Raw genomic sequence first — 18264 nt, 5'->3', positions numbered from 1 at the left:
AGGCCGGGCGCAGCTCCGGGCCCGGCCCCTGGGGCGGCCTCATGCCGGCCGCGAAGTGCCCCCTCGTCAATATAATTGACGCCCCGTCATCCCTCCAGCGAGCCTCGTCTCCGCGCGGGCCGGGGGCCGGGGTTTTGGCCACGTCCGGTGACGGGGAATCCGGTTCGCACTTTATAGTGAGCAGCGGTCCAGTTGGCTACGACTTCGGGGGCACCGTGGAGGGGGAGGTCTCGCGCCTTTTCGGCGACGGCGCCAAGCGCTATGACGAGGCCCGCTCGCGGCTGGTCCCCCACCTCAACGACTTCTACGGCCTGGCGATCGACGTGGCCGTGCGCGGGCACGGCCCCGCGCCGCGGGTCCTCGACCTCGGCGCCGGAACCGGCCTGTTCAGCGGGGAGCTGGCCCTCCCGCTGCCGAACGCCACCGTCGATCTGGTCGACTCCTCGGCCGCCATGCTGGCCGTCGCCGACCAGATGCTCGACCTCTACGCGGTGGAACGGACGATCTACGAGCAGGATCTGCGGGCGCCGCTGCCGCAGGGGCCGTATGACATCGTGATCTCCGCCCTGGCCATCCACCACCTTCCGCACCCCGACCAGCGCGACATCTACCGGCGGGTGCGCGAGGTGATGAGGCCGGGCGGCGTGTTCGTCAACGCGGAGCAGGTGGCCGGCGGCACCCCCGCCCTGGACGCGCTGTACGAGGAGACCTGGCACCGCGAGGTGGTCGCGCTCGGCGCGAGCCCGCGGGAGATCGACGAGGCCGTGAAGCGGATGGCCTACGACCTTCCCGCGCCCGTCGCCACGCACCTGAGCTGGCTGACGGAAGCGGGATTCAGCCAGGTGGACTGCCTCTACAAGAGGTACCGCTTCGCGGTGGTGGCCGGGTGGGTGTGAACGGGACCCGGGACCGGCCGGCGCGCGGGGCCCGACCGCGGGTGCGCTGACAGGCGGTCAGGCGGTTTCGTCGCGCGCGTCCTCGGTCTCCGTCCCGGGCGTGAGCGGGTCCCCCGGCGGGAAGTCGCCGTCCTCCCAGGAGGCGGTGAGGCAGCGGGCGGCGCGGGCGGCCTGGAGGCGCAGCCGCTCGATGTTGGGCACGATCCGCTGCATGGGGCCGCTCACCGACAGGGCGCCGAGTATCCGTTTGGGGCCGGTCATCACGGCCGCGCTGACACTGGCGACGCCGACTTCGCGTTCGGCGATGCTGTAGGCGGTGCCTTCCAGGCGGATACGGTCGAGTTCCGCCTTGTCGATGTCGCCGAACTGCTGCCAGTCGTCGGACCAGGCGAGCAGGATCTTCGCCCCGGACCCGGCGTTCAGCGCGAGGCGCTCGCCGACGGCGACGGTCTCCCGCAGCCCGGTGGGGCGGTCGACGGCTGCGACGCAGAGGCGCTCGCGGCCCTCGCGCACGTAGAACTGCACGCTCTCGCCGGTCTCCTTGTGGAGGGTGCCCAGCACGTCGCGGACCGTGGTCAGCCACGGCAGGGCGGCGACGGCCGCGGTGCCCCAGGACAGGACGCGGGTGCCGAGCAGGTACTCCCCGGCGCTGGTCCGCTGGACCACGTCGTGCGACTGGAGGGCGGCGGCGATGCGGTAGATCGTGGAACGCGCTATGCCCGTCTCCTGGGCGAGTTCGGCGGGTGAGGAGCCGCCGCCGGCCAGGGCGTCGAGAACCGCGATGACACGGTCCACCATGACGATCCCTGACTCTGTGCTTCGCTGCGTCAATCTGCTCTCCACGAGGACCGTCCGTCGCCTGTCAGTCCTCGGACGCTATCAGGCACTTTACCGGGTGCCTTCGCGGTCGTGCCAGGTCCGGTGGCCGGTGCGGCCGCCCCGGGTGGTCCGGATGGTCCGGTCCCGGGCACCGGTTCCCCCCGGGGCGGCCGCTCGCCGGCCGTGCGCGGCCTACCCCGAGACGGGGTTGCGGAGCACTCCGACTCCGGCGATCCCCACCTCCACCACGTCGCCGTCGTGGAGGGCCGCGCTGCCCTCCGGGGTGCCGGTGAGCAGAACGTCCCCCGGCAGCAGCGTCATCAGGGCGCTGAGGCCCGCGACCAGCTGGTGGACGCTTCGCACCAGGCCGGCGGTCGAACCCGACTGCCGGACTTCGCCGTTGACCCGGGTGGTGATCTCCGCGTGGAGCGGGTCGAGGTCCGTGGTGATCGACGGGCCGAGCGGGCAGAAGCTGTCGAAGCCCTTGGCCGTGGTCCACTGGCCGCCGTCGCTCCCCACGTCCCACGCCGTGACGTCGTTGGCGCAGGTGTAGCCGAAGACGGCCCCGTCGGCCTCCTCAGGGGCGATGTCCCGGCAGACCCGCCCGATGACGACGGCGAGTTCGCCCTCGAAGCGGGTGTCGCGGGAGATCCGTGGCAGGACGACCGGGTCGTTGGGCCCGATCACGGCGGTCGGCGGCTTGAGGTGGACCACGAGGCGGCCGGCCTCCTCGGCGCGGCCGCCGTAGTTCCGGCCGATGACGATGATCTTCCCCGGCTCGGCCGGGGCGAGCAGCACCTCCTCGTCGAACAGGACCAGTTGTCCCGACTCGGCCGCCACGCCTTCGTGGAGGTCGCGCACGATCTCCCCGAAGGTCTCCCCCTTCAGCAGGTGGACGGTCCCGGAGGCACGGTCCACCCGGCCGTAGGAGGCGCCCCGCTCGGTGCGCACCCGCACGATCTCCATCAGTGCACCCCCTTCGCGGCCCAGATGCCGGTCGTCGGGTTCCAGTCCAGCACCCGCACCGAGGCGACCAGGCCGGCCCGGGCGAACGGGTCGGCCGCCAGGACGTCGTCCAGATCGGACCGGTCGGCGGCGCGGTAGATCAGCAGGCCGCCGTTGACACCGACCACCGGTCCCGCCGCCAGCAGGACGCCGCGCTCGATCAGTTCCTCCAGGTACGCGCGGTGCTGCGGGACCCAGCCGGCCCGGGTGCCGCGGTCCCCCACGTAGGTGCGCTCCACGACAAAGGTTCCCATCCGGTGCTCTCCTTCCACGGTGTGTCGCCCCCCTGGTGAGGGGGGCCGGTCAGATGAGCAGTCCGCCGTTGACGTCGATGACGGTGCCGGTGGTGTATCCGGCCTCCTCGGAGCAGAGGTAGAGCACGCTGCCCACCGCCTCGGCGACCGTGCCGAGCCGCCCCACCGGGATCTTGGACAGGACCTGCTCGCGCTCGGCGGCGGGGCGCCGCTCCCACGCCGTCGCGATCCGCTCGGTGGCGATCGGGCCGTGCGCGACGGCGTTCACCGTCACCCGGAACGGCGCGAGTTCGTAGGCGACCTGCTTGGTCAACCCGACGACGGCCGCCTTCGCGGCCACGTACGCGGCGTTGCTGAAGTGGCTGTACGTACGCCCGCCGGCGGAGCTGAAGTTGACGACGCGGCCGTACCCGGCCCGCCGCATCGCGGGGACACACAGCCGGATCGCGGTGAGCACCGGGACGACGTTGCGGGCCAGGGACTCGCTCAGGAACGTCTCGTCGAGGTCGGTGACCGGAGCCACCCGGGTGTCGCCGCCCACGCCGTTGACCAGGATCTGCGGCGCCCAGCCGCCGCTGAGGGTCGCGAGCTGTTCCTCGGTGCTGCGCACGTCGGTGATGTCCACGTTCAGGGTGCGGACCTCCGTGAGCTCGGCGACCTGGCCGGCCAGCTCCTTCAAGGCCGCGCCGTCGCTGTCGAGGAGCACCAGCCGGTCGCCGCGGCGGGCGAGGGCGCGGGAGAGTTCCGCGCAGATGCCGCCCGCGGCTCCGACGACCAGGGCGGTTCGCGGGGTCGCGGTCACAGGTCTTCCGTCCTCTCCGGAGAGGTGCGCAGGTACGGCGTGAGGGCCGCGGACGGGGCGAGGCCGTGGCCGTGGCCGGCGACCGGCGGGGCCAGCCCCCGGTCACGGTCGATGGCGAAGGCGGGCTCGGTCAGCGGGGTGGGGAACCACTCGTCCTGGCGCCCGGCCTCCACGGTCACCGGGTCGTGCAGCCGGGCGGCGAGGGTCCGGCCGACCGACCACAGCGGCCCCACCTCGCCCACCTGAACGCCGAGTTGGACCCGCATGCCGTGGTCGGCCGCCCGCGCCGCGGTGCGCAGCGCGGGCAGCAGCCCGCCGCATTTGGAGATGCGCACGTTCACCAGGGACGCGGCGCCGGCGGCGGCGGCCAGGTCGACGTCCACCGGGTCCACGGCGGACTCGTCGAGCATGACCGGGACGCCGAGTTCCTGGATACGGCGCATCGTCGCCCAGTCCCGCGGGGTGGTGGGCTCCTCCAGCCAGTCCGGCCGGGCCTGGTCACGCAGCAGGCCGGCACCCTTGAGCGCGTCCTGCGGGTCCCACGCGCCGTTCGCGTCGACCGACAGGCCCACCTCGTCGCCGAGGGTCCTGCGCACCTCGACCGCCCGCCGGGCGGTCTCCTCCGGGTCGCCCAGCGCCTTGAGCTTGACGTGGGCGAGGTGGGAGCGCGCCGAGGCGCCGAGGGCGCCGAACTGCTCGGCGGGTGAGCGGCTGAGGTCCACCACCTGGCTGACCGGCCGCGGGGGCACCCGGCGTTCGGCCAGGGCGCCGTCGACGCCGGGGCAGGCGTCGATGACGGCCTCCATGGGCAGTCCGTGCCGGCGGCACAGCGCGTCGAGCAGGGCGGTCTCCAGTGCGGCGGCCGCGGCCGGTGCCCGTCGCAGGCCGCCCAGCAGCCGTGGCAGGTCCAGGTCGGCCAGTACCGCTACGGCGGGGCCGAAGTCGAGGCCGGACAGCAGCACGTCCAGCACCGCGGTGTCCAGACCGGTCAGCGCGGTGTGCGCGCTGACCAGCGTCTCGCCGGTGACGTAGGGCCGGGGTGCGCCCTCGCCCCAGCCCTGGACACCGTCCCAGCGCAGGTGGAGCAGGACGGACCGGGTGCGGCTGTGGGAGTGGGTGGCGTGGGCGAAGGGGCGGTGCAGCGGGACCTGTGCGACGCGGACGTCCAGGCCGGATATCACGCCTGGGTCCTCTCCCGGCAGACGGTGTGGAGCACCGCCGTGTCGGCCAGCCAGTCCCACAGTTGCCGGCGCACCGCCGAGAACTCCAGGTAGTGGGTGTCCGCGGCGAAGTGCACCTCGACCGCCTCCGGCTGGAGGCGGGCGAGTTCACCGCGCGCCACGTCCAGGTCGATGATCGCGTCCCGTTCGGGCGTGGCGAAGTACACCGGGCCGCGTACCGCGAACGGGCACCAGGGTCCGGCCGCGGTATAGGCGAGTTCGAGCTCGGCCATGACCGAGCGGAACCGGTCGCTGACCTGACGAAGCATCAGATGGTCGTTGGCCATGGCTGCCAGGTAGCGCGGATCGTCGGTGTAGTCGGTGTCGGACAGGGCGACCGGGGTGCGGCAGGTCCCCTCCAGCTTCAGCAGCTCCGCCATGCCGTCCCTGCCGAGCCGGGCATGCTGCTGGCCGAGGGCAGGCGCGCAGAACACGGCGGCGTCGGGGGCGATGCGCGTGGTGGACAGCAGCGCGGCGAGCAGGCTGCCGCCGAAGCTCTGGCCGACGACGGTGAGGGGCAGCCCGGGCGTGCGGTCGCGGACCACGTCGAACAGTGCCGCGTAGTCGTCCAGCACGCTCGCGGCGGAGGGGAGGTGGCCGCGCAGGCCGCCGCTGGCACCGGAGCCGCGGCGATCCGGCGCGTAGACCGCGATCCCCCTTCCGGCTAGTTCGGCGCCGGTCTCGAAGAGCCAGCCGGCGTGGCTCTGCAGGCCGTGGATGTAGAAGAGGGCCGCTTCGGGGGCTCGGTCGGTCGGGAGCCACCGGTGGAGGCTGAGCGGGGTGCCGTCCGCAGCGGGAAACTCCTCGGTGCTGCGTGCGACCGGTAACGTTGCGTCATGGTCCATGGGCATGGCGAGGCGATGACCTCTCATGGCAGAAGGGCTGGGGTGCCGGGGCCGGTGGCCCGGCGCGGTGGTCACCGGCGGACGGTCAGGCCCATCTCGGTGACGATGTCCAGCAGCGCGTCGTTGCGCTGTATCCAGTGGTGCTTGATCTGCATGGCCGCGGCTCCGCGCCGGCGCTGCTCCTCCGCGATCAGGCCGAAGCTTCCGGCGACGAGCGGCAGGACCCGCAGCGGGGTGAGCCGGTCGGTACGGCGCTTCTCCGCGTACTCGGAGTTGAGCCGTTGCAGCGCGCGCTCGGCGCCGACGGCGAGCTCGGCCTCGGCGACGGCGCCCAGGCCCTCGGGCCACTCCACGGCGATGACGTATCCGGGCGGGGTCCCCCACGAGGGGATGCAGGTGAACAGGGGCAGCGCACCCCAGGCGGGGGCGAAGGCCAGCCGCAGGGAATCGTGGATGTGGGTCTCGGTGAGCTTCTCGCCGGTGAACGAGCTGGCGAAGCCGGCCCGGCCGGAGAACTCCAGCCGGGGGACGGCGCCCACCTTGCCGACGACCTTGTAGACGTCCCCGATGTCGTACCGGTAGAGGCCGTTGGCCTGGCTCATCACCAGGCGGTAGGAGCGGCCGACCTCCACCTCGTGGAAGTCCACGGTCTCGGCGTCGGACGCGAGCGGGCCGCCGTCGTCGCCGTCCTCGTACGGGGCGAACTCGTACCACCCCTGGTCGACGGCGAGCGGGCCGGCCGACGGGTGGTCGTCGACGGGGAGGGTGACGATGCCCTCGGTGCCCGTCGTGCTGAAGGGCAGCTTCGGGATGCCGGGCGTGACGTTCTCCAGCCAGTCCCGGTACAGGCCGGCGGAGGCGGAGTTCCAGCACACCACCAGGGAGAGGTTGGGCCACAGGTCGGTGAGGCGCAGGCCCGCGTCGCCGCGGTCGAGCATCAGCTGGATGCGCCGGGCGAGTTCGGGATCGGCGGACGCGCCCTGGAAGGCGCGTCCGGCCACGGTGCCCTCGTGCACGTCCCGGACGAGTTCCGTTCCGCGCGCGGCGAGTTGCTCGGCCAGGCCGACGATCTTGGAGGGGTTGAGGGTGACCAGCAGCCGGACGTCGCCGCCCACCAGCAGCCGCAGCTTGCGGTAGAGGCTGTCGCCGTACTCCTCGTCGTCGTCACCGGTGAACCAGGGAGTGTCGTACCACGGCGGCACCCAGTCCTCGGCTCCGACCGCGCCGGGCCGGCGGGAGATGCTGTAGACGGGGAAGCCCTGGTGCTCGACGGCGACGGGGGCTCGCTCCCAGGACAGGTCGAGCAGGCCGGAGCTGAACGGGCGCGGCCGGCCGACCTTCTCGAAGTAGAGCCCCCACTGGGCATAGAGGCCGCGGCCGCGGTAGTGGTCCCGCCAGTGCCGGGTGCTGGGAACGTACTTGGGCAGCCCGGAGGAGCCGGACGTCTTGAGGAAGGCGTAGGGCGCGCTGCGGGTGAGGACCTGCGGCTCACCCGCCAACTGGCGCTCCACGTAGGGGCGGAAGCCCTCGTAGGCGCGGATCGGCAGGGCCCGCTTCCACTGGCCGGAGGTGGCGACGGAGCCCAGGTGGTGCTGGCGGCCGAAAGCGGTGCTCCTGGCCTGGTCGAGCAGGTCCTGGAGTACGTCGTCCGCCACCTGCCCGGGGTTGAGGCACAGCGCTCGCTGCCACGTGAGCGCGCTTTGCGTGCGGGCGAAGAAGTCGCCGCTGCCATGGAGTTTCGGCAGCGCGGGAGAGGATGTATGAAGATTCATTCCACTTCCCTCGGATGATGAAGCCGGAGAAATGGATCTCATTTCTCCGGCTTCAATCATGTCGCATATCCGTGCGAACGAAAAGGGAAACCGTCAGGCGTTGTTGCGGTTTTAACCTGCCCGCAACCGAGCGCTTGCGGCGGCCTTCAGACGCTCGCCGCGGACGCCGCATTGGCGCCGGCGATGCGGCCGAAAACCAGGCATTCGGTGATGTTGCTCGCCCCCTGGTAAAGGTATCCCCACACCGAGCCGAATTCTCCGGCCGAGAACAGCCGCGGAATCGGGTTCCCGTCGGTGCCGATGACCCGCCCCTGCTCGTCCCGCTTGGCGCCGCCCTGGGTGTTGAGGACCACCGGGTGCAGCGGGATCGCGTAGAACGGGGGCGCCAGCGGCTTCAGGGTGGCCGCCGAGCGGCCGAACTCGGCGTCCTGACCGTCGGCGCAGGCCGCGTTGTAGCGGGTGAGGGTGGCGGTGACCACGGACGCGTCCATGTCGAGCCGTTCGGCCAACTCTTCGACCGAGCCGGCCTCGACGATCCAGCCGCGCTCGACCTCCGCCGCGTTGTCGGGGCTCCAGCGGTACAGGTCGCGGTTGTAGCCGCTCGTGTTCCAGGTGAGCGGCCCGGCCAGCCGGGTCTGCTCGTTGAAAATCGCCCAGCTCGGTATCCGCGGGAACTCCACGTTCTCGGCGTCGAAGTGGGAGAACACCCGGTAGAACTCGTGCAGCTCGATTCCGGTCTCGTCGACGTAGCGGTTCCCGGCCCGGTCGGTGTAGATAAATCCGTCGGACGGGAAGAAGATGCCGAACGCCGCCTCGAACTCCGGTGCCTGAAAACCGACGATGGTGGAGGTGCGGGTCATGTGCCACAGGTCGGCGCCGACGCGTTGCGCCATACGTATACCGTCTCCGGTGTTGCCGGGGTTCCCGGCGAACTTCAGCGGCTTGGGCGGCGCGTAGTCCCATTTCAGTTCCGGGTCGTTCTCGAAGCCGCCGCAGGTCAGCACGACGCCCTTGCGGGCCCCGATCGTGATCTGTCGGCCGCCGGCCGTCGCCACGACGCCGACCACCCCGCCCGACGCGTCGGTGAGCAGGTCGCGCGCCGCGGTGCCCAGCCGGACCTGGACCGACCGCTCGGCCACGTTGCCGGACAGCAGGTTCCACAGCCGCAGGGACGGCGGGACGTCGGCGTCCCCGCGGATGCAGTACTTGTCGAAGTTCCCCCTGCCGCCGGGCACCTTGGGGAAGCCGGGGCCCTTGATGGTGCGCGGGTAGGTGCCGGAGACGATGAGCTGCTCGGGGATGTGCAGGTCGCCGCCGAGGTCGGCGGCCCACTTGACCAGCGAGCGCGCCTCGGTGACCAGCGCTTCGAGCACCGGGCGCGGGGTCGTCCCGAAGCAGAGCCGGTCGAGGTAGTCGGTGAAGCCCCGCACGGCCTCGTCGCTGTCCCGGGGGATCACGCAGTTGCCGCCGCTGACGCGGGAGTTGCCGCCGGGCTGGGCCATCTTCTCCAGGATCACCACCTCGGCCCCGGCGTCGTGGGCGGTGATGGCGGTGGCGGCTCCCGCGTAGCCGTAACCGATGACGACGACGTCGGTCTCCACGTCGAAGGACTGCTGCTCTGCCATCCGCATGTGTGCTCTCCTGACTGGTGAGTCTGGTGCGATGCGATTGCGTGCGCTCGACCGATCCGCCGGTCCGCGGTCAGGCGCGCGAGGGCTGCCCGATGCGCGAAGGTCTCCGCAGGACGCCCGGGTTGGCCAGGTACTGCGGCGGCCGCCCGTCGAGCAGGGCGGTGACGTTGCGGATCGCGGTGGGGGCCAGCGAGTCGAACAGCTCTCGGGTGTGCCCCACGATGTGCTCGGTGAGGATGACGTTGTCGAGCCGGCGCAGCGGGTGGTCCGCGGGCACCGGTTCCACCGCGAAGGTGTCGATCGCCGCGCCGCGCAGCCGGCCGGAGGTGAGGGCGCGGGCGAGCGCCGCCTCGTCGACCAGCCCGCCGCGCGCGGTGTTGAGCAGGACCGCGCCGGGCTTCATCCGGGCGAGCTCGTCGGCGCCGATCAGGCCGCGGGTGGTGGCGGTCAGCGGCAGGTGGAGGCTGACCACGTCGCTCCGGCCCAGCAGGGTGTCGACGTCGGTGAACTCGACGTCCGCGGCGCCCTCGGTGCCCGCGTAGTGCTCGGGACGCCGGGTGGCGACCAGTATCCGGCCGACCCGCCAGCCGCGCAGCCGGGCGACCACCTCGCGGGCGATCCGCCCGTAGCCCAGCAGGCCGACCGTGGAGCCGGCCAGCATCCGGCCGGTCTGCTCGTAGGGTGCGGGCCTGGCCAGGGAGCGCGCCAACTGAGCTTGTTTGGCGGGGAGTTCGAGCATGAGGGCGGACATCAGCATGACCGTGGACTCGGCCATGCTCTCCATGTTCTGCGGGGTGGCCCCGTTGGCGACCAGGACGCCGTGGGCGGTGGCCGCGTTCAGGTCGCAGGACGCGGTGCTGCTGGAGGCGAAGACCACGCCCCGCAGGTTCTCCGCCCAGCCCATCAGCTCCGGTCCGATCAGCGTCCGCGAGCTGATCACGGCCACGGACGCCCGGGAGAAGTAGCGCGGCCACTGGTGCGGCGGGTAGTCGGTCCTGGCCGGCGCGGGCTCGGCGGGCCCTCGAACGACCCGTACCCCTGCCCGCTCGAAGTGCTCCGCCACCTGCGCGAGTACGTCACCGAGCACGTGGTCGTCGCCGACGAATATCTCCGGAACCCGCGGCGTGGTGGTCATCGTCCCTCCCCCGTGGTGGTGCGGCGGTCCGGCCCCTTCATGTGACGCGCCGGACCGACCGGTTGTCGTTGTCCATGCCGAACGCGGCGGCCGCGGCCAGGAAACGCCCGACCGCGTCGTCGGTCATCCAGGCCATGTGCGGCGTGACCAGCACCCGCGGGTGCGCGGCCAACGGGTCCCGCGCCGGCAGCGGTTCCACGTCCAGGACGTCCAGGGCTGCACCACCCAGCAGGTCCGCCCGCAGCCGGCGGCGCAGTTCGGCCATGTCCAGCAGGGCGGCGCGGGCGGTGTTCACCAGCAGGGCGTCGGGCCGCAGCAGCGCCAGCCTGCGCGCGTCGAGAATGCCGCGGGTCTCGGGTACCGCCCGCAGGTGCAGGCTGACGACCTCCGACTCGGCCAGCAGCGTGTCGAGTTCGCGGCGCCGGACGCCGACGGCGCGCGCGGCCTCCTCCCCCAGCGACGGCGACCACGCCGCCACGTCCATGCCGATGGCCTGGGCCAGCCGGGCCAGCCGGGCGCCGATCCGGCCCCAGCCGACGATGCCGAGGGTGCGCCCGGCCAGATCCCGGCCGGCCACGGCGCGCCAGTCGCCCGGCGCGCCGACCGCCGACGGCAGGCGGTGGGCCAGAGCGAGCATCACGGTGAGCGTGAACTCGGCGACGGTGTCGGCCGCCAGGCCCGGCGTGTCGTAGACCTCGACGCCGGCCGCGCGCATCGCCGCCATGTCCACCACGGCGGCGGCCGGCCCGGCGATCACGACCCGGCGGGGCCGCTCGGCCACCAGCGCCTCGGTGTCCAGAGCGCCCGAGTCGAAGAAGTGCAGGACGCTGTCGGCGCCGCGGATACGGTCCGCCCACGCCACGGATGACTCGGGCGCGCCCGGGTGCACCTCGATCCTCAGGCCCGCCTCGGGGTGGCAGCGCCGCACCAGGTCGGCGAGGCCGGGGTAGCCGTGGCAGGCGGGCATGACGAGCGTGCCCGCCGCCGCGGCCACCACCGCGGCCGCCCTCGTGGGCCCGGCCGCTGCGCGCTCAGGCCGCGACATGCCAGTTGTGCAGGTACGGAAGGCGCTGGGCAACCGCGGAGATGGCCGCACCGGCTTCTGACAGGGTGCTCAGGGTGTCCCAGTTCCCGGCCACGAAGCGCCGGCGCTGCGACTCGTTGATGGTCACCGGCCAGCGCAGAGAGCCGGCCCGCAACTCGCTCCGCTCCAGGTCGACGACCACTTCGAGGGCCGGGTCCGCGTCCACCGCGGCCCGCGCCGCGGCGGCGTCGACGGGCGTCAGCAGCACGCACGGCAGGCCGATGGTCGCCGAGTTGCCGCTGAAGATCTCGCCGAAGCTCACTCCGGCGATCGCCCGGATGCCCCAGCGGTGGAGCGCTTGCGGGGCGTGCTCGCGCGAGGAGCCGCAGCCGAAGTTCTCCGCGGTCAGCAGGATGGACGCGGTGGCGTGCTCGGGCGCGTCGAACGGGTGCGCCCGGCCCGCCGCGGTGGCGATGCGGCGGTCGCCCTCGAAGACGTGGTCGCCGAGCGCGTCAAAGGTGAGCGACTTCAGGTGCCGGGCGGGGATGATCCGGTCCGTGTCGATGTCGTCGCCGTGCAGCGCGATGGCTGTGCCGCGCACGGAGACCAGGGGTTGAACGGGGATCGCCATGGGGGTGCCTCTCTCGGATTTTCGGTGTGGCGGGCGGGTCACGCGGCGCGGGAGCCCGATGCGTCGGCCGGGCGGGGCCGGTCGGGTCACGCGGGCCGTACGGGCTGTGCGGGCCGTGCAAGCCGTGCGGGGGTCACGCGAGCCGTGCGAGTCACACAGGCCGTGCGAGCCGTGCAAGCCGTGCGGGCCATGCAAGCCGTACGAGCCGCGCGGGCCGTTCGGGTCACGCGGGCCGGTTGGGCCGTTCAGGCCGGTCGCATCCTCTGGCCGGCCGGTTGAATCGCCCCGCGGCCGGTCGGCCGGATTCGTTCAGACCGGTCTGACCGGTCAGACCGGTCGAGCGGAGTCGGGACCGGCCGGGATCAGTCGAGACCCGTCGGCGAGGCCGAACACCTCGCGCGGGTCGGCGACCGCGCCGCGCACCGCCGCGGCGGCGACCGCCAGCGGCGACATGATCAGGGTCCGGCCGGTCGCCGCCCCCTGCCGCCCCTTGAAGTTCCGGTTGGAGGACGAGGCCGCCGTCTCCCCGTCCGCGAGCCGGTCCTGGTTCATCGCGATGCACATGGAGCAGCCCGGCTGCCGGAACTCGAAGCCGGCCCGTTCGAACACCGCGTCCAGCCCTCGCTCCACCATCTGGGCCCGCACCTCGTGGGAGCCGGGGACGGCGAGGGCCCGTACCCCCTCGGCCACCTTGGCGCCCGTGCGCACCAACTCCTCGGCCACCGCCTCGAAGTCCGACAGCCGCCCGTTCGTGCAGGAGCCGAGGAAGGCCACGTCGATGCGGATGCCGGCGACCGGTTGGCCCGGTTCGACCCCCATGAACGCGCGGGCGTCCGCCAGGGCCGCCTCCTCGTCGCCGGAGGCCCGCCCCGGCACCAGTCCGTCGACCGGGACCGACTGCGCGAGGTTGACGCCCCAGGTGATCATGTGGCCGATGGAGGCGCCGTCGAAGACGACCCGGTCGTCGTACACGGCGTCGTCGTCCGACCGCAGCGAGCGCCACCAGGCGGTGGCGCGATCCCAGTCCTCGCCCTGCGGCGCGCTGGGCCGGCCGTCGAGGTAGGCGAAGGTCGTCTCGTCGGGGTTGCAGTAGCCGACGAGCGCACCGCCCTCCACCACCATGTTGCACACGGTCATGCGCTCGTCCATCGACATGGCGTCGATCACCGGGCCGCCGAACTCGTACGCGTAGCCGACGCCGGCCTTGGAGCCGAGGTGGTGGATGACGTGGAGGATGACGTCCTTGGCGGTGATGCCGGGGGCCAGTGCGCCGGTGATCTCGATGCGCCGCACCTTGAGCCGCTTGGTGACCACGGTCTGGGTGCCGAGCACGTCGCGCACCTGGGAGGTGCCGATACCGAAGGCCAGGGCGCCGAAGGCGCCGTGTGTGGCGGTGTGCGAGTCGCCGCACACGATCGTCAACCCGGGCTGCGTCAGACCGCGTTCGGGGCCGACGACGTGCACGATGCCGTTCTCCCGGCGCTCGGGCGACAGGAAGCGCAGCCCGGCGGAGGAGGTGTTCGCCTCCAGCGCGCTGATCATCGCCTCGCTGAGCGGGTCGGCGAAGGGGCGGGGGACGTCGTCGGTGGGGATGACGTGGTCGACGGTGGCCACGTTCCGCTCCGGGTAGGCCACCTTCATCCCGCGCTCGGCCAGCATCGAGAACGCCTGCGGGCTGGTGGCCTCGTGGATCAGGTGGAGGCCGATGAACAACTGGTACTGGTCCTCACCCAGTTCACGCACCACATGCAGGTCGAAGACCTTGTCGTACAGAGTCGAGGTCATGGTCGTTCTTCTCCTTGTGCAAGGGCGTGGACTGTGGTGGTGGAAAGTCAGGAGTGGCCGGCGGTGACGCCGCCGTCGACCAGTACGGTCTGGCCGGTGACGTAGCTGCTCAGCGGGCTGGCCAGCCAGAGAGCGGCGTTGGCCACCTCTTCGGGCGCTCCGAGCCGCTTGAGGGGGGCCCGGCTGCTGCGGGTGGCGAGCGCGCCGGCGTCCGCGTAGAGGGAGCGCAGGAGTTCGGTGTCGGTGGACCCCGGGCTCACCACGTTGACCCGGACCCCGGAAGCGGCGTACTGCAGCGCGGCGGACTTGCTCAGGCCGATCACCGCGTGCTTGGTCGCCGAATACAGCGGGCTCTTGGCGTGGCCCAGGTGGCCTGCCACCGAGGCGCAGTTGACGATGGAGCCGCCGCCCGACGCCAGCATCCGGGCCACCTGGTGCTTCATGCAGCTCCACAGGCCGTGCAGATTGGTGCCGACGACGAGGTCGAAGTTCTCCTCGTCGTCCTCGTGCAGCGGACCGAATCGGCCGAAGGTGCCGGCGTTGTTGAACGCCGCGTCGAGGCCGCCGAAGTGGCCGACGGTCTGCTCGACCAGATCGGCGACCTCGTCCTCCCGCGCGACATCGGTGCGGACGGCGAGGGCGTCGTCCGGGTGCGGCAGCAGGAGGCGGGTCTCCTCCAACTGGTCGGCGCGGCGGCCCGCGACGACGACGCACGCCCCGGCCCGCGAGAAGGCGACCGCGGCCGCGCGGCCGATGCCGCTGCTCGCGCCGGTGACGAGCACCACCTTGCCGCTGAGCCCGAACGCGTCGCTGAACGCCTGGTCTTCCGAGGGTGATTCGACGATCGAGGTGGAGGGTGCCACAACTACTCCCATCAGAGCCTGCGGTCGTGCCCGGGGACTTGCCCCCCGACGCCAGCGGCGGAGTGCTGTCCACCGTACGGGAATCGATTCTTGCACGGCAAGAGAAGAAATCCGGGCGCCGCCGTGACAAAGGCAGGCAAAGCGCCTCCCCCTGGCGTGTCAAATGGCCTGATCTCGTGGCAACATGACGCGAAGTCAAGGAACGCCGACAGCTGATCAGCTTTCAGGACTGTCCATTGGGTGAGGTGCTAGTCTCATTATTCGCAGTGGAGACCCTCGACGTGAAGGAACTGTCCGATGGCAGACGAGTCGATCGCGGGCGGGTACACGGGCACCAGGCCACCCCCGACGGCGGAGCCCGCAGAGATCCCCTCAAGCACGCCGGGCGGCGACCGGCTCCGCGTGGCCATGGCCTACGCCGGCGGCGTCCTCGGTCCGCTCGGCGGCGGCGTCGTCTCGCCGATGATGCTGCAGATCGGCCTCTCGCTGCACGCGTCGACGAGCGAGGTCGCCACCTCGCTCACCACCTACTTCGTGGCCTTCGCCGCCGCCCAACTGGTCTCAGGGACACTGGGCGAGCGCTGGGGCCGCAAGCGGACCGTACGCACCGCGTACCTCGTCTACGCGGCGGGGTCGGTGGCCTGCGCCCTGGCGCCGAACCTCTCCGTCCTGCTGGTCATGCGGGCGGTGCTGGGCGTGGCGAACGCGTTCACCTCCCCGCTGCTGCTGGCGGGACTGGCGGACATCGTCCCGAAGGAGCGGCTGAGCCGTTCGGTCGGGGTCTACGCCAGCTGCCTCGCCGCCGGCCAGTCCTTCGCGCCGCTGGTCGGCGGCCTGGCGGCCGGCTCGTCCTGGCGGCTGGGCTTCGTCGTCGTCGCCGTCGCCGCGGCCGTGCTCGCCCTCTTCCCGCCCCCCGGCGAGCCCCGGCCCGGCGCGTCGGCGCCGCCGTGGCGACCACTGATCAGCCGGCGGATGGCCTGGCTTTCGGCCGCGGCCTTCGCCTCCTACATGGGCGCCTCGGCGCTGCCGTTCCTGGTCTCGGTGTACGCCGAGGAGCACTTGGGCCTGGGCTCGGGGGTCACCGGTGTGGTCGTCCTCGGCTTCGGCCTCGCCGGCCTGCTCCTCGGCGCCTCGTGGGGCTCGCTCACCGACCGCTGCGGCGCCAAGCTCTGCGGGACCGTAGCGGCGGTGGTCAGCGCGGTCTTCGTCACGCTGTGCGGCACCACCGGCTCCGGAGTCACCCTGGCGCTCGCCTGGCTGGGGGCCGGTGTGAGCGCGTCCATGGTCACCGTGGCGCTCCAGAACCTCACCGTCCGGGCGGTCCCCGGCAACCGCAGCGGCTCCCTCTCGGCGGTCTCGGCCTTCCGCTACAGCGGATCGGCCATCGCCCCGCTGTGCTGGCTGCCGATCTACAACTCCTCGCCGTCCGCGTCCTTCGTGGCCGCCGGAGCGACCGCGCTCCTCGCCGCGGTGGCCCTCCCCCTGGTCCGTACCGGCCCCGAACAGCCGGCCCGCGCGGGCGCCTGACCGCGCTCCCCCGACTCCCCCGCACCATCGGTATCCGTCAAGTCTCGGACTCGTCGAGCAATGTGACGTCGGAAAGGAACTCCTGTGAGTGATCCCTCTGGTCTCCGCATCCTGGTGCTGAACGGCCCCAACCTCAACCTCCTCGCCGAGCGCGACCCGTCCCTCTACGGGCAGACGACGCTCAAGGAGATCGAGCAGCAAGTCACCTCCCTCGGCGAGGAGCTGGGCGTCTCGGTCACCTGCGACCAGCGCAACTCCGAAGGGGAGATCGTCACCCTTCTCCAGGACAGCCGCACCGCCTACGACGGCGTGGTCCTGAATCCCGGCCCCCTGTCGCACTACAGCTACGCGCTGCGCGATGTCGTGGACGTGATCAGCACCCCGGTGGTCGAGGTGCACATCTCCAACATCCTGGCCCGAGAGGCGTTCCGCCAGACCAGCGTCACCTCACCGGCCGCGCAGGGGGTCATCTGCGGCTGCGGCGCGTTCGGTTACGAGCTGGCGCTGCGCGCGGTGCTGCACCGCATCGCACAGAACCAGGCCCCCGCCGTCCGGTAACAGGGTGCCCGACCTTCCCCCTCCGCCCTTGGGTTCTCACCTCTCACGGTCCCCGCGACCCCTGCGATCCGCGGGAGTCGCGAGGGTCGCCAGGACCGTGAGCGCTGAGCGGGATCAGCTCGTGCCGGACGTGAATGCGGTAGCGGAGCCGTCGCATTCCGTCTAGCGGACAGCAGGTCCACCGCGAACGCCCACGAGCCGTGCCGCCTCCGCCGCATAGCTCCGGACAGGCCGCACCAAAGTGCCGACCGTCAGGCTGACAGCAGCCGCACCCGCGGTAGGACGGCGGGCGTCCATCACCGCGCCATCACCTCCAGGCGGGCGGGCGCCCTGGCACAACCACCACCCATGAGATGCGGCCCTCAGACAAGGCAGGTCGCGGCTACCGGGCTGCGTCGGCGCTCACCTCAAGAACCCGGACAACAGGGACATCCAAAGCAGCAGCGACCTGCTCTGCTGCCTCAGCGCTGAACAGCCCCGCGGTCACACTGAGGAGGAATCCAGACGTAGGGGGATGTTCAGCCTCCCGCTGTAGGGCGAACTTGTCCCCATTGGGCAGCGAGAACGCGAAGCACAGCCATTCGGCCAGATCGTCAGCCGCAATATCGGGGCGCCCCCAACGGCGATACAAGGCCAAGAGGTCGACTTCCATCAGCGCCAAATACCGAGCGTCCTTCAGAACCAGCTCATCTTCAGGTATTCGCCGCAGGCCCACCAAGGTCCTCTTCACCAGGCCCTCTACCTCACTTCAGCAACAGTGACGGGCGTCGGAATTCGGGAGTCGCTGCACCGTCGGCAGGCACCCGATGATCCACCAGAGACGCTACCCGGCTCCACCCTGAAGGGCGTTGTCCAGTGTCGGAGCGAGCTCGCCGATCCGCCACCCACCGTCGGACCGGCGCAGGCCGAACCTGCAATCTGCCGAGTTCCGTGCTCACGAGAGTACCGTGAGCACGATCTTGCCTTGGATGTGGCCCTGCGCGGCCCGCGCGTGTGCCCCGGCCGCCTCGGGCAGCGGGTAGGTGCCGTCCACCCCAACCCTGAGCACACCCTCGTCGAAGAGGCTCCCGATCTCGGCACGGCGGCACCGGAACGGAACTGTCCGCACGCGTCCTACGCGACCACCTCGCCACGTTCGCACGGTTCACCGGTCAGGGGCGCTGCTTCCTGCCCGCCCCCTCGTGGTCGCCGGGTACGATCCGCGAGTGATCCGGTCCCTCGCCCGCCGACCCCACCGACCCCGCCCGCTCGTCCTCGGCGTCTGCGCCGTCGTGGCCGTCACGACGGTGGGTTGGTACGCCATGGAGTCCGTGCTCCCGCGCTGCGGTGTCGTCGTCTTCACCGGCGGGTACACCCCTCTCGGCCGGCCCGACTCGTCCAGCGACAACGGGAAGGTTCGGACGGACCAGTGGTTGGCGGATCGCGCCTACCGGCAGGCGACTGCCGCGGCGGGGTGCCGTCCCCCGCATGCCCGCCGGCACGAATGGTTCGCCTGAC

The 18264-nt window shown here is 72.0% G+C and carries 18 protein-coding genes and 1 pseudogene; 4 read left to right on the top strand and 15 right to left on the bottom strand.

The annotated features are described in order from the left end of the window. The first annotated feature begins 176 nt into the window (after positions 1 to 176). Complete coding sequence (locus tag OG370_RS35180; RefSeq protein WP_328471490.1) at positions 177 to 896, top strand: class I SAM-dependent methyltransferase; 720 nt, start codon at positions 177 to 179, stop codon at positions 894 to 896. 57 nt (positions 897 to 953) lie between these two features. On the opposite strand, the gene OG370_RS35175 is transcribed toward OG370_RS35180, so the two are convergent. From OG370_RS35175 to OG370_RS35115, 13 genes are all read right to left on the bottom strand, one after another. Further along, on the bottom strand, positions 954 to 1694 hold the full coding sequence (locus tag OG370_RS35175) for an IclR family transcriptional regulator (protein ID WP_328471488.1): 741 nt from the start codon (positions 1692 to 1694) through the stop codon (positions 954 to 956). A 213-nt stretch (positions 1695 to 1907) separates the two neighbouring features. Beyond that, positions 1908 to 2681: a fumarylacetoacetate hydrolase family protein gene (locus OG370_RS35170; protein ID WP_328471486.1), complete on the bottom strand. Its 774-nt coding sequence runs from the start codon at positions 2679 to 2681 to the stop codon at positions 1908 to 1910. Beyond that, positions 2681 to 2974, bottom strand: a complete 294-nt coding sequence (locus OG370_RS35165) for a YciI family protein (RefSeq protein ID WP_328471484.1) — start codon at positions 2972 to 2974, stop codon at positions 2681 to 2683. Before OG370_RS35165 ends, OG370_RS35170 begins: the two co-directional genes overlap by 1 nt. Positions 2975 to 3023: 49 nt before the next feature. Further along, complete coding sequence (locus tag OG370_RS35160; protein WP_328471482.1) at positions 3024 to 3776, bottom strand: SDR family NAD(P)-dependent oxidoreductase; 753 nt, start codon at positions 3774 to 3776, stop codon at positions 3024 to 3026. After that, positions 3773 to 4957: an enolase C-terminal domain-like protein gene (locus tag OG370_RS35155; protein WP_328471480.1), complete on the bottom strand. Its 1185-nt coding sequence runs from the start codon at positions 4955 to 4957 to the stop codon at positions 3773 to 3775. Before OG370_RS35155 ends, OG370_RS35160 begins: the two co-directional genes overlap by 4 nt. Next, a complete protein-coding gene (locus OG370_RS35150) occupies positions 4954 to 5841 on the bottom strand; it encodes an alpha/beta fold hydrolase (protein WP_328471478.1) in 888 nt (295 codons plus the stop codon). The genes OG370_RS35155 and OG370_RS35150 overlap by 4 nt, the downstream gene beginning before the upstream one ends. Before the next feature lie 71 nt (positions 5842 to 5912). Beyond that, positions 5913 to 7613 (bottom strand): GH3 auxin-responsive promoter family protein, encoded by a 1701-nt coding sequence (locus tag OG370_RS35145; protein WP_328471476.1) that lies wholly within the window; start codon positions 7611 to 7613, stop codon positions 5913 to 5915. 146 nt (positions 7614 to 7759) lie between these two features. After that, positions 7760 to 9244 carry an FAD-dependent oxidoreductase gene (locus tag OG370_RS35140; RefSeq protein ID WP_328471474.1) on the bottom strand — a complete coding sequence of 495 codons (1485 nt, stop codon included), beginning with the start codon at positions 9242 to 9244 and terminating at the stop codon, positions 7760 to 7762. Between the two features lie 70 nt (positions 9245 to 9314). Then, positions 9315 to 10379 (bottom strand): 2-hydroxyacid dehydrogenase, encoded by a 1065-nt coding sequence (locus OG370_RS35135; RefSeq protein ID WP_328471472.1) that lies wholly within the window; start codon positions 10377 to 10379, stop codon positions 9315 to 9317. Positions 10380 to 10416: 37 nt separating this feature from the next. Continuing rightward, positions 10417 to 11424 (bottom strand): NAD(P)-dependent oxidoreductase, encoded by a 1008-nt coding sequence (locus OG370_RS35130; protein ID WP_328471470.1) that lies wholly within the window; start codon positions 11422 to 11424, stop codon positions 10417 to 10419. Further along, positions 11411 to 12034, bottom strand: a complete 624-nt coding sequence (locus OG370_RS35125; RefSeq protein WP_328471468.1) for a 3-isopropylmalate dehydratase small subunit — start codon at positions 12032 to 12034, stop codon at positions 11411 to 11413. Before OG370_RS35125 ends, OG370_RS35130 begins: the two co-directional genes overlap by 14 nt. A gap of 327 nt (positions 12035 to 12361) precedes the next feature. Beyond that, complete coding sequence (locus tag OG370_RS35120) at positions 12362 to 13819, bottom strand: 3-isopropylmalate dehydratase large subunit (RefSeq protein WP_328471466.1); 1458 nt, start codon at positions 13817 to 13819, stop codon at positions 12362 to 12364. Positions 13820 to 13866: 47 nt separating this feature from the next. Continuing rightward, positions 13867 to 14682, bottom strand: coding sequence for a glucose 1-dehydrogenase (locus OG370_RS35115; protein ID WP_328471464.1), 816 nt, complete (start codon positions 14680 to 14682; stop codon positions 13867 to 13869). Positions 14683 to 14979: 297 nt separating this feature from the next. Between OG370_RS35115 and OG370_RS35110 the strand changes: the two genes are divergently transcribed. Together OG370_RS35110 and aroQ are read left to right on the top strand one after the other, a co-directional pair. Next, positions 14980 to 16209, top strand: coding sequence for an MFS transporter (locus OG370_RS35110; RefSeq protein WP_328471463.1), 1230 nt, complete (start codon positions 14980 to 14982; stop codon positions 16207 to 16209). A gap of 84 nt (positions 16210 to 16293) precedes the next feature. Continuing rightward, positions 16294 to 16767, top strand: coding sequence for a type II 3-dehydroquinate dehydratase (gene aroQ, locus OG370_RS35105; RefSeq protein ID WP_328471461.1), 474 nt, complete (start codon positions 16294 to 16296; stop codon positions 16765 to 16767). A gap of 382 nt (positions 16768 to 17149) precedes the next feature. Here aroQ and OG370_RS35100 read toward each other — a convergent pair whose 3' ends face one another. Then, positions 17150 to 17497 (bottom strand): hypothetical protein, encoded by a 348-nt coding sequence (locus tag OG370_RS35100; protein ID WP_328471459.1) that lies wholly within the window; start codon positions 17495 to 17497, stop codon positions 17150 to 17152. A 204-nt stretch (positions 17498 to 17701) separates the two neighbouring features. Then, positions 17702 to 17845, bottom strand: a pseudogene (locus OG370_RS35095) (zinc-binding dehydrogenase); the annotation flags it as partial. Between the two features lie 127 nt (positions 17846 to 17972). Here OG370_RS35095 and OG370_RS35090 point away from each other — a divergent pair. Further along, a complete protein-coding gene (locus tag OG370_RS35090; RefSeq protein ID WP_328471457.1) occupies positions 17973 to 18263 on the top strand; it encodes a hypothetical protein in 291 nt (96 codons plus the stop codon). Position 18264: the final 1 nt, after the last annotated feature.

Source organism: Streptomyces sp. NBC_00448 (assembly GCF_036014115.1).
GTDB lineage: Bacteria > Actinomycetota > Actinomycetes > Streptomycetales > Streptomycetaceae > Actinacidiphila.
This window is presented reverse-complemented; position numbering and strand designations above follow the sequence as displayed.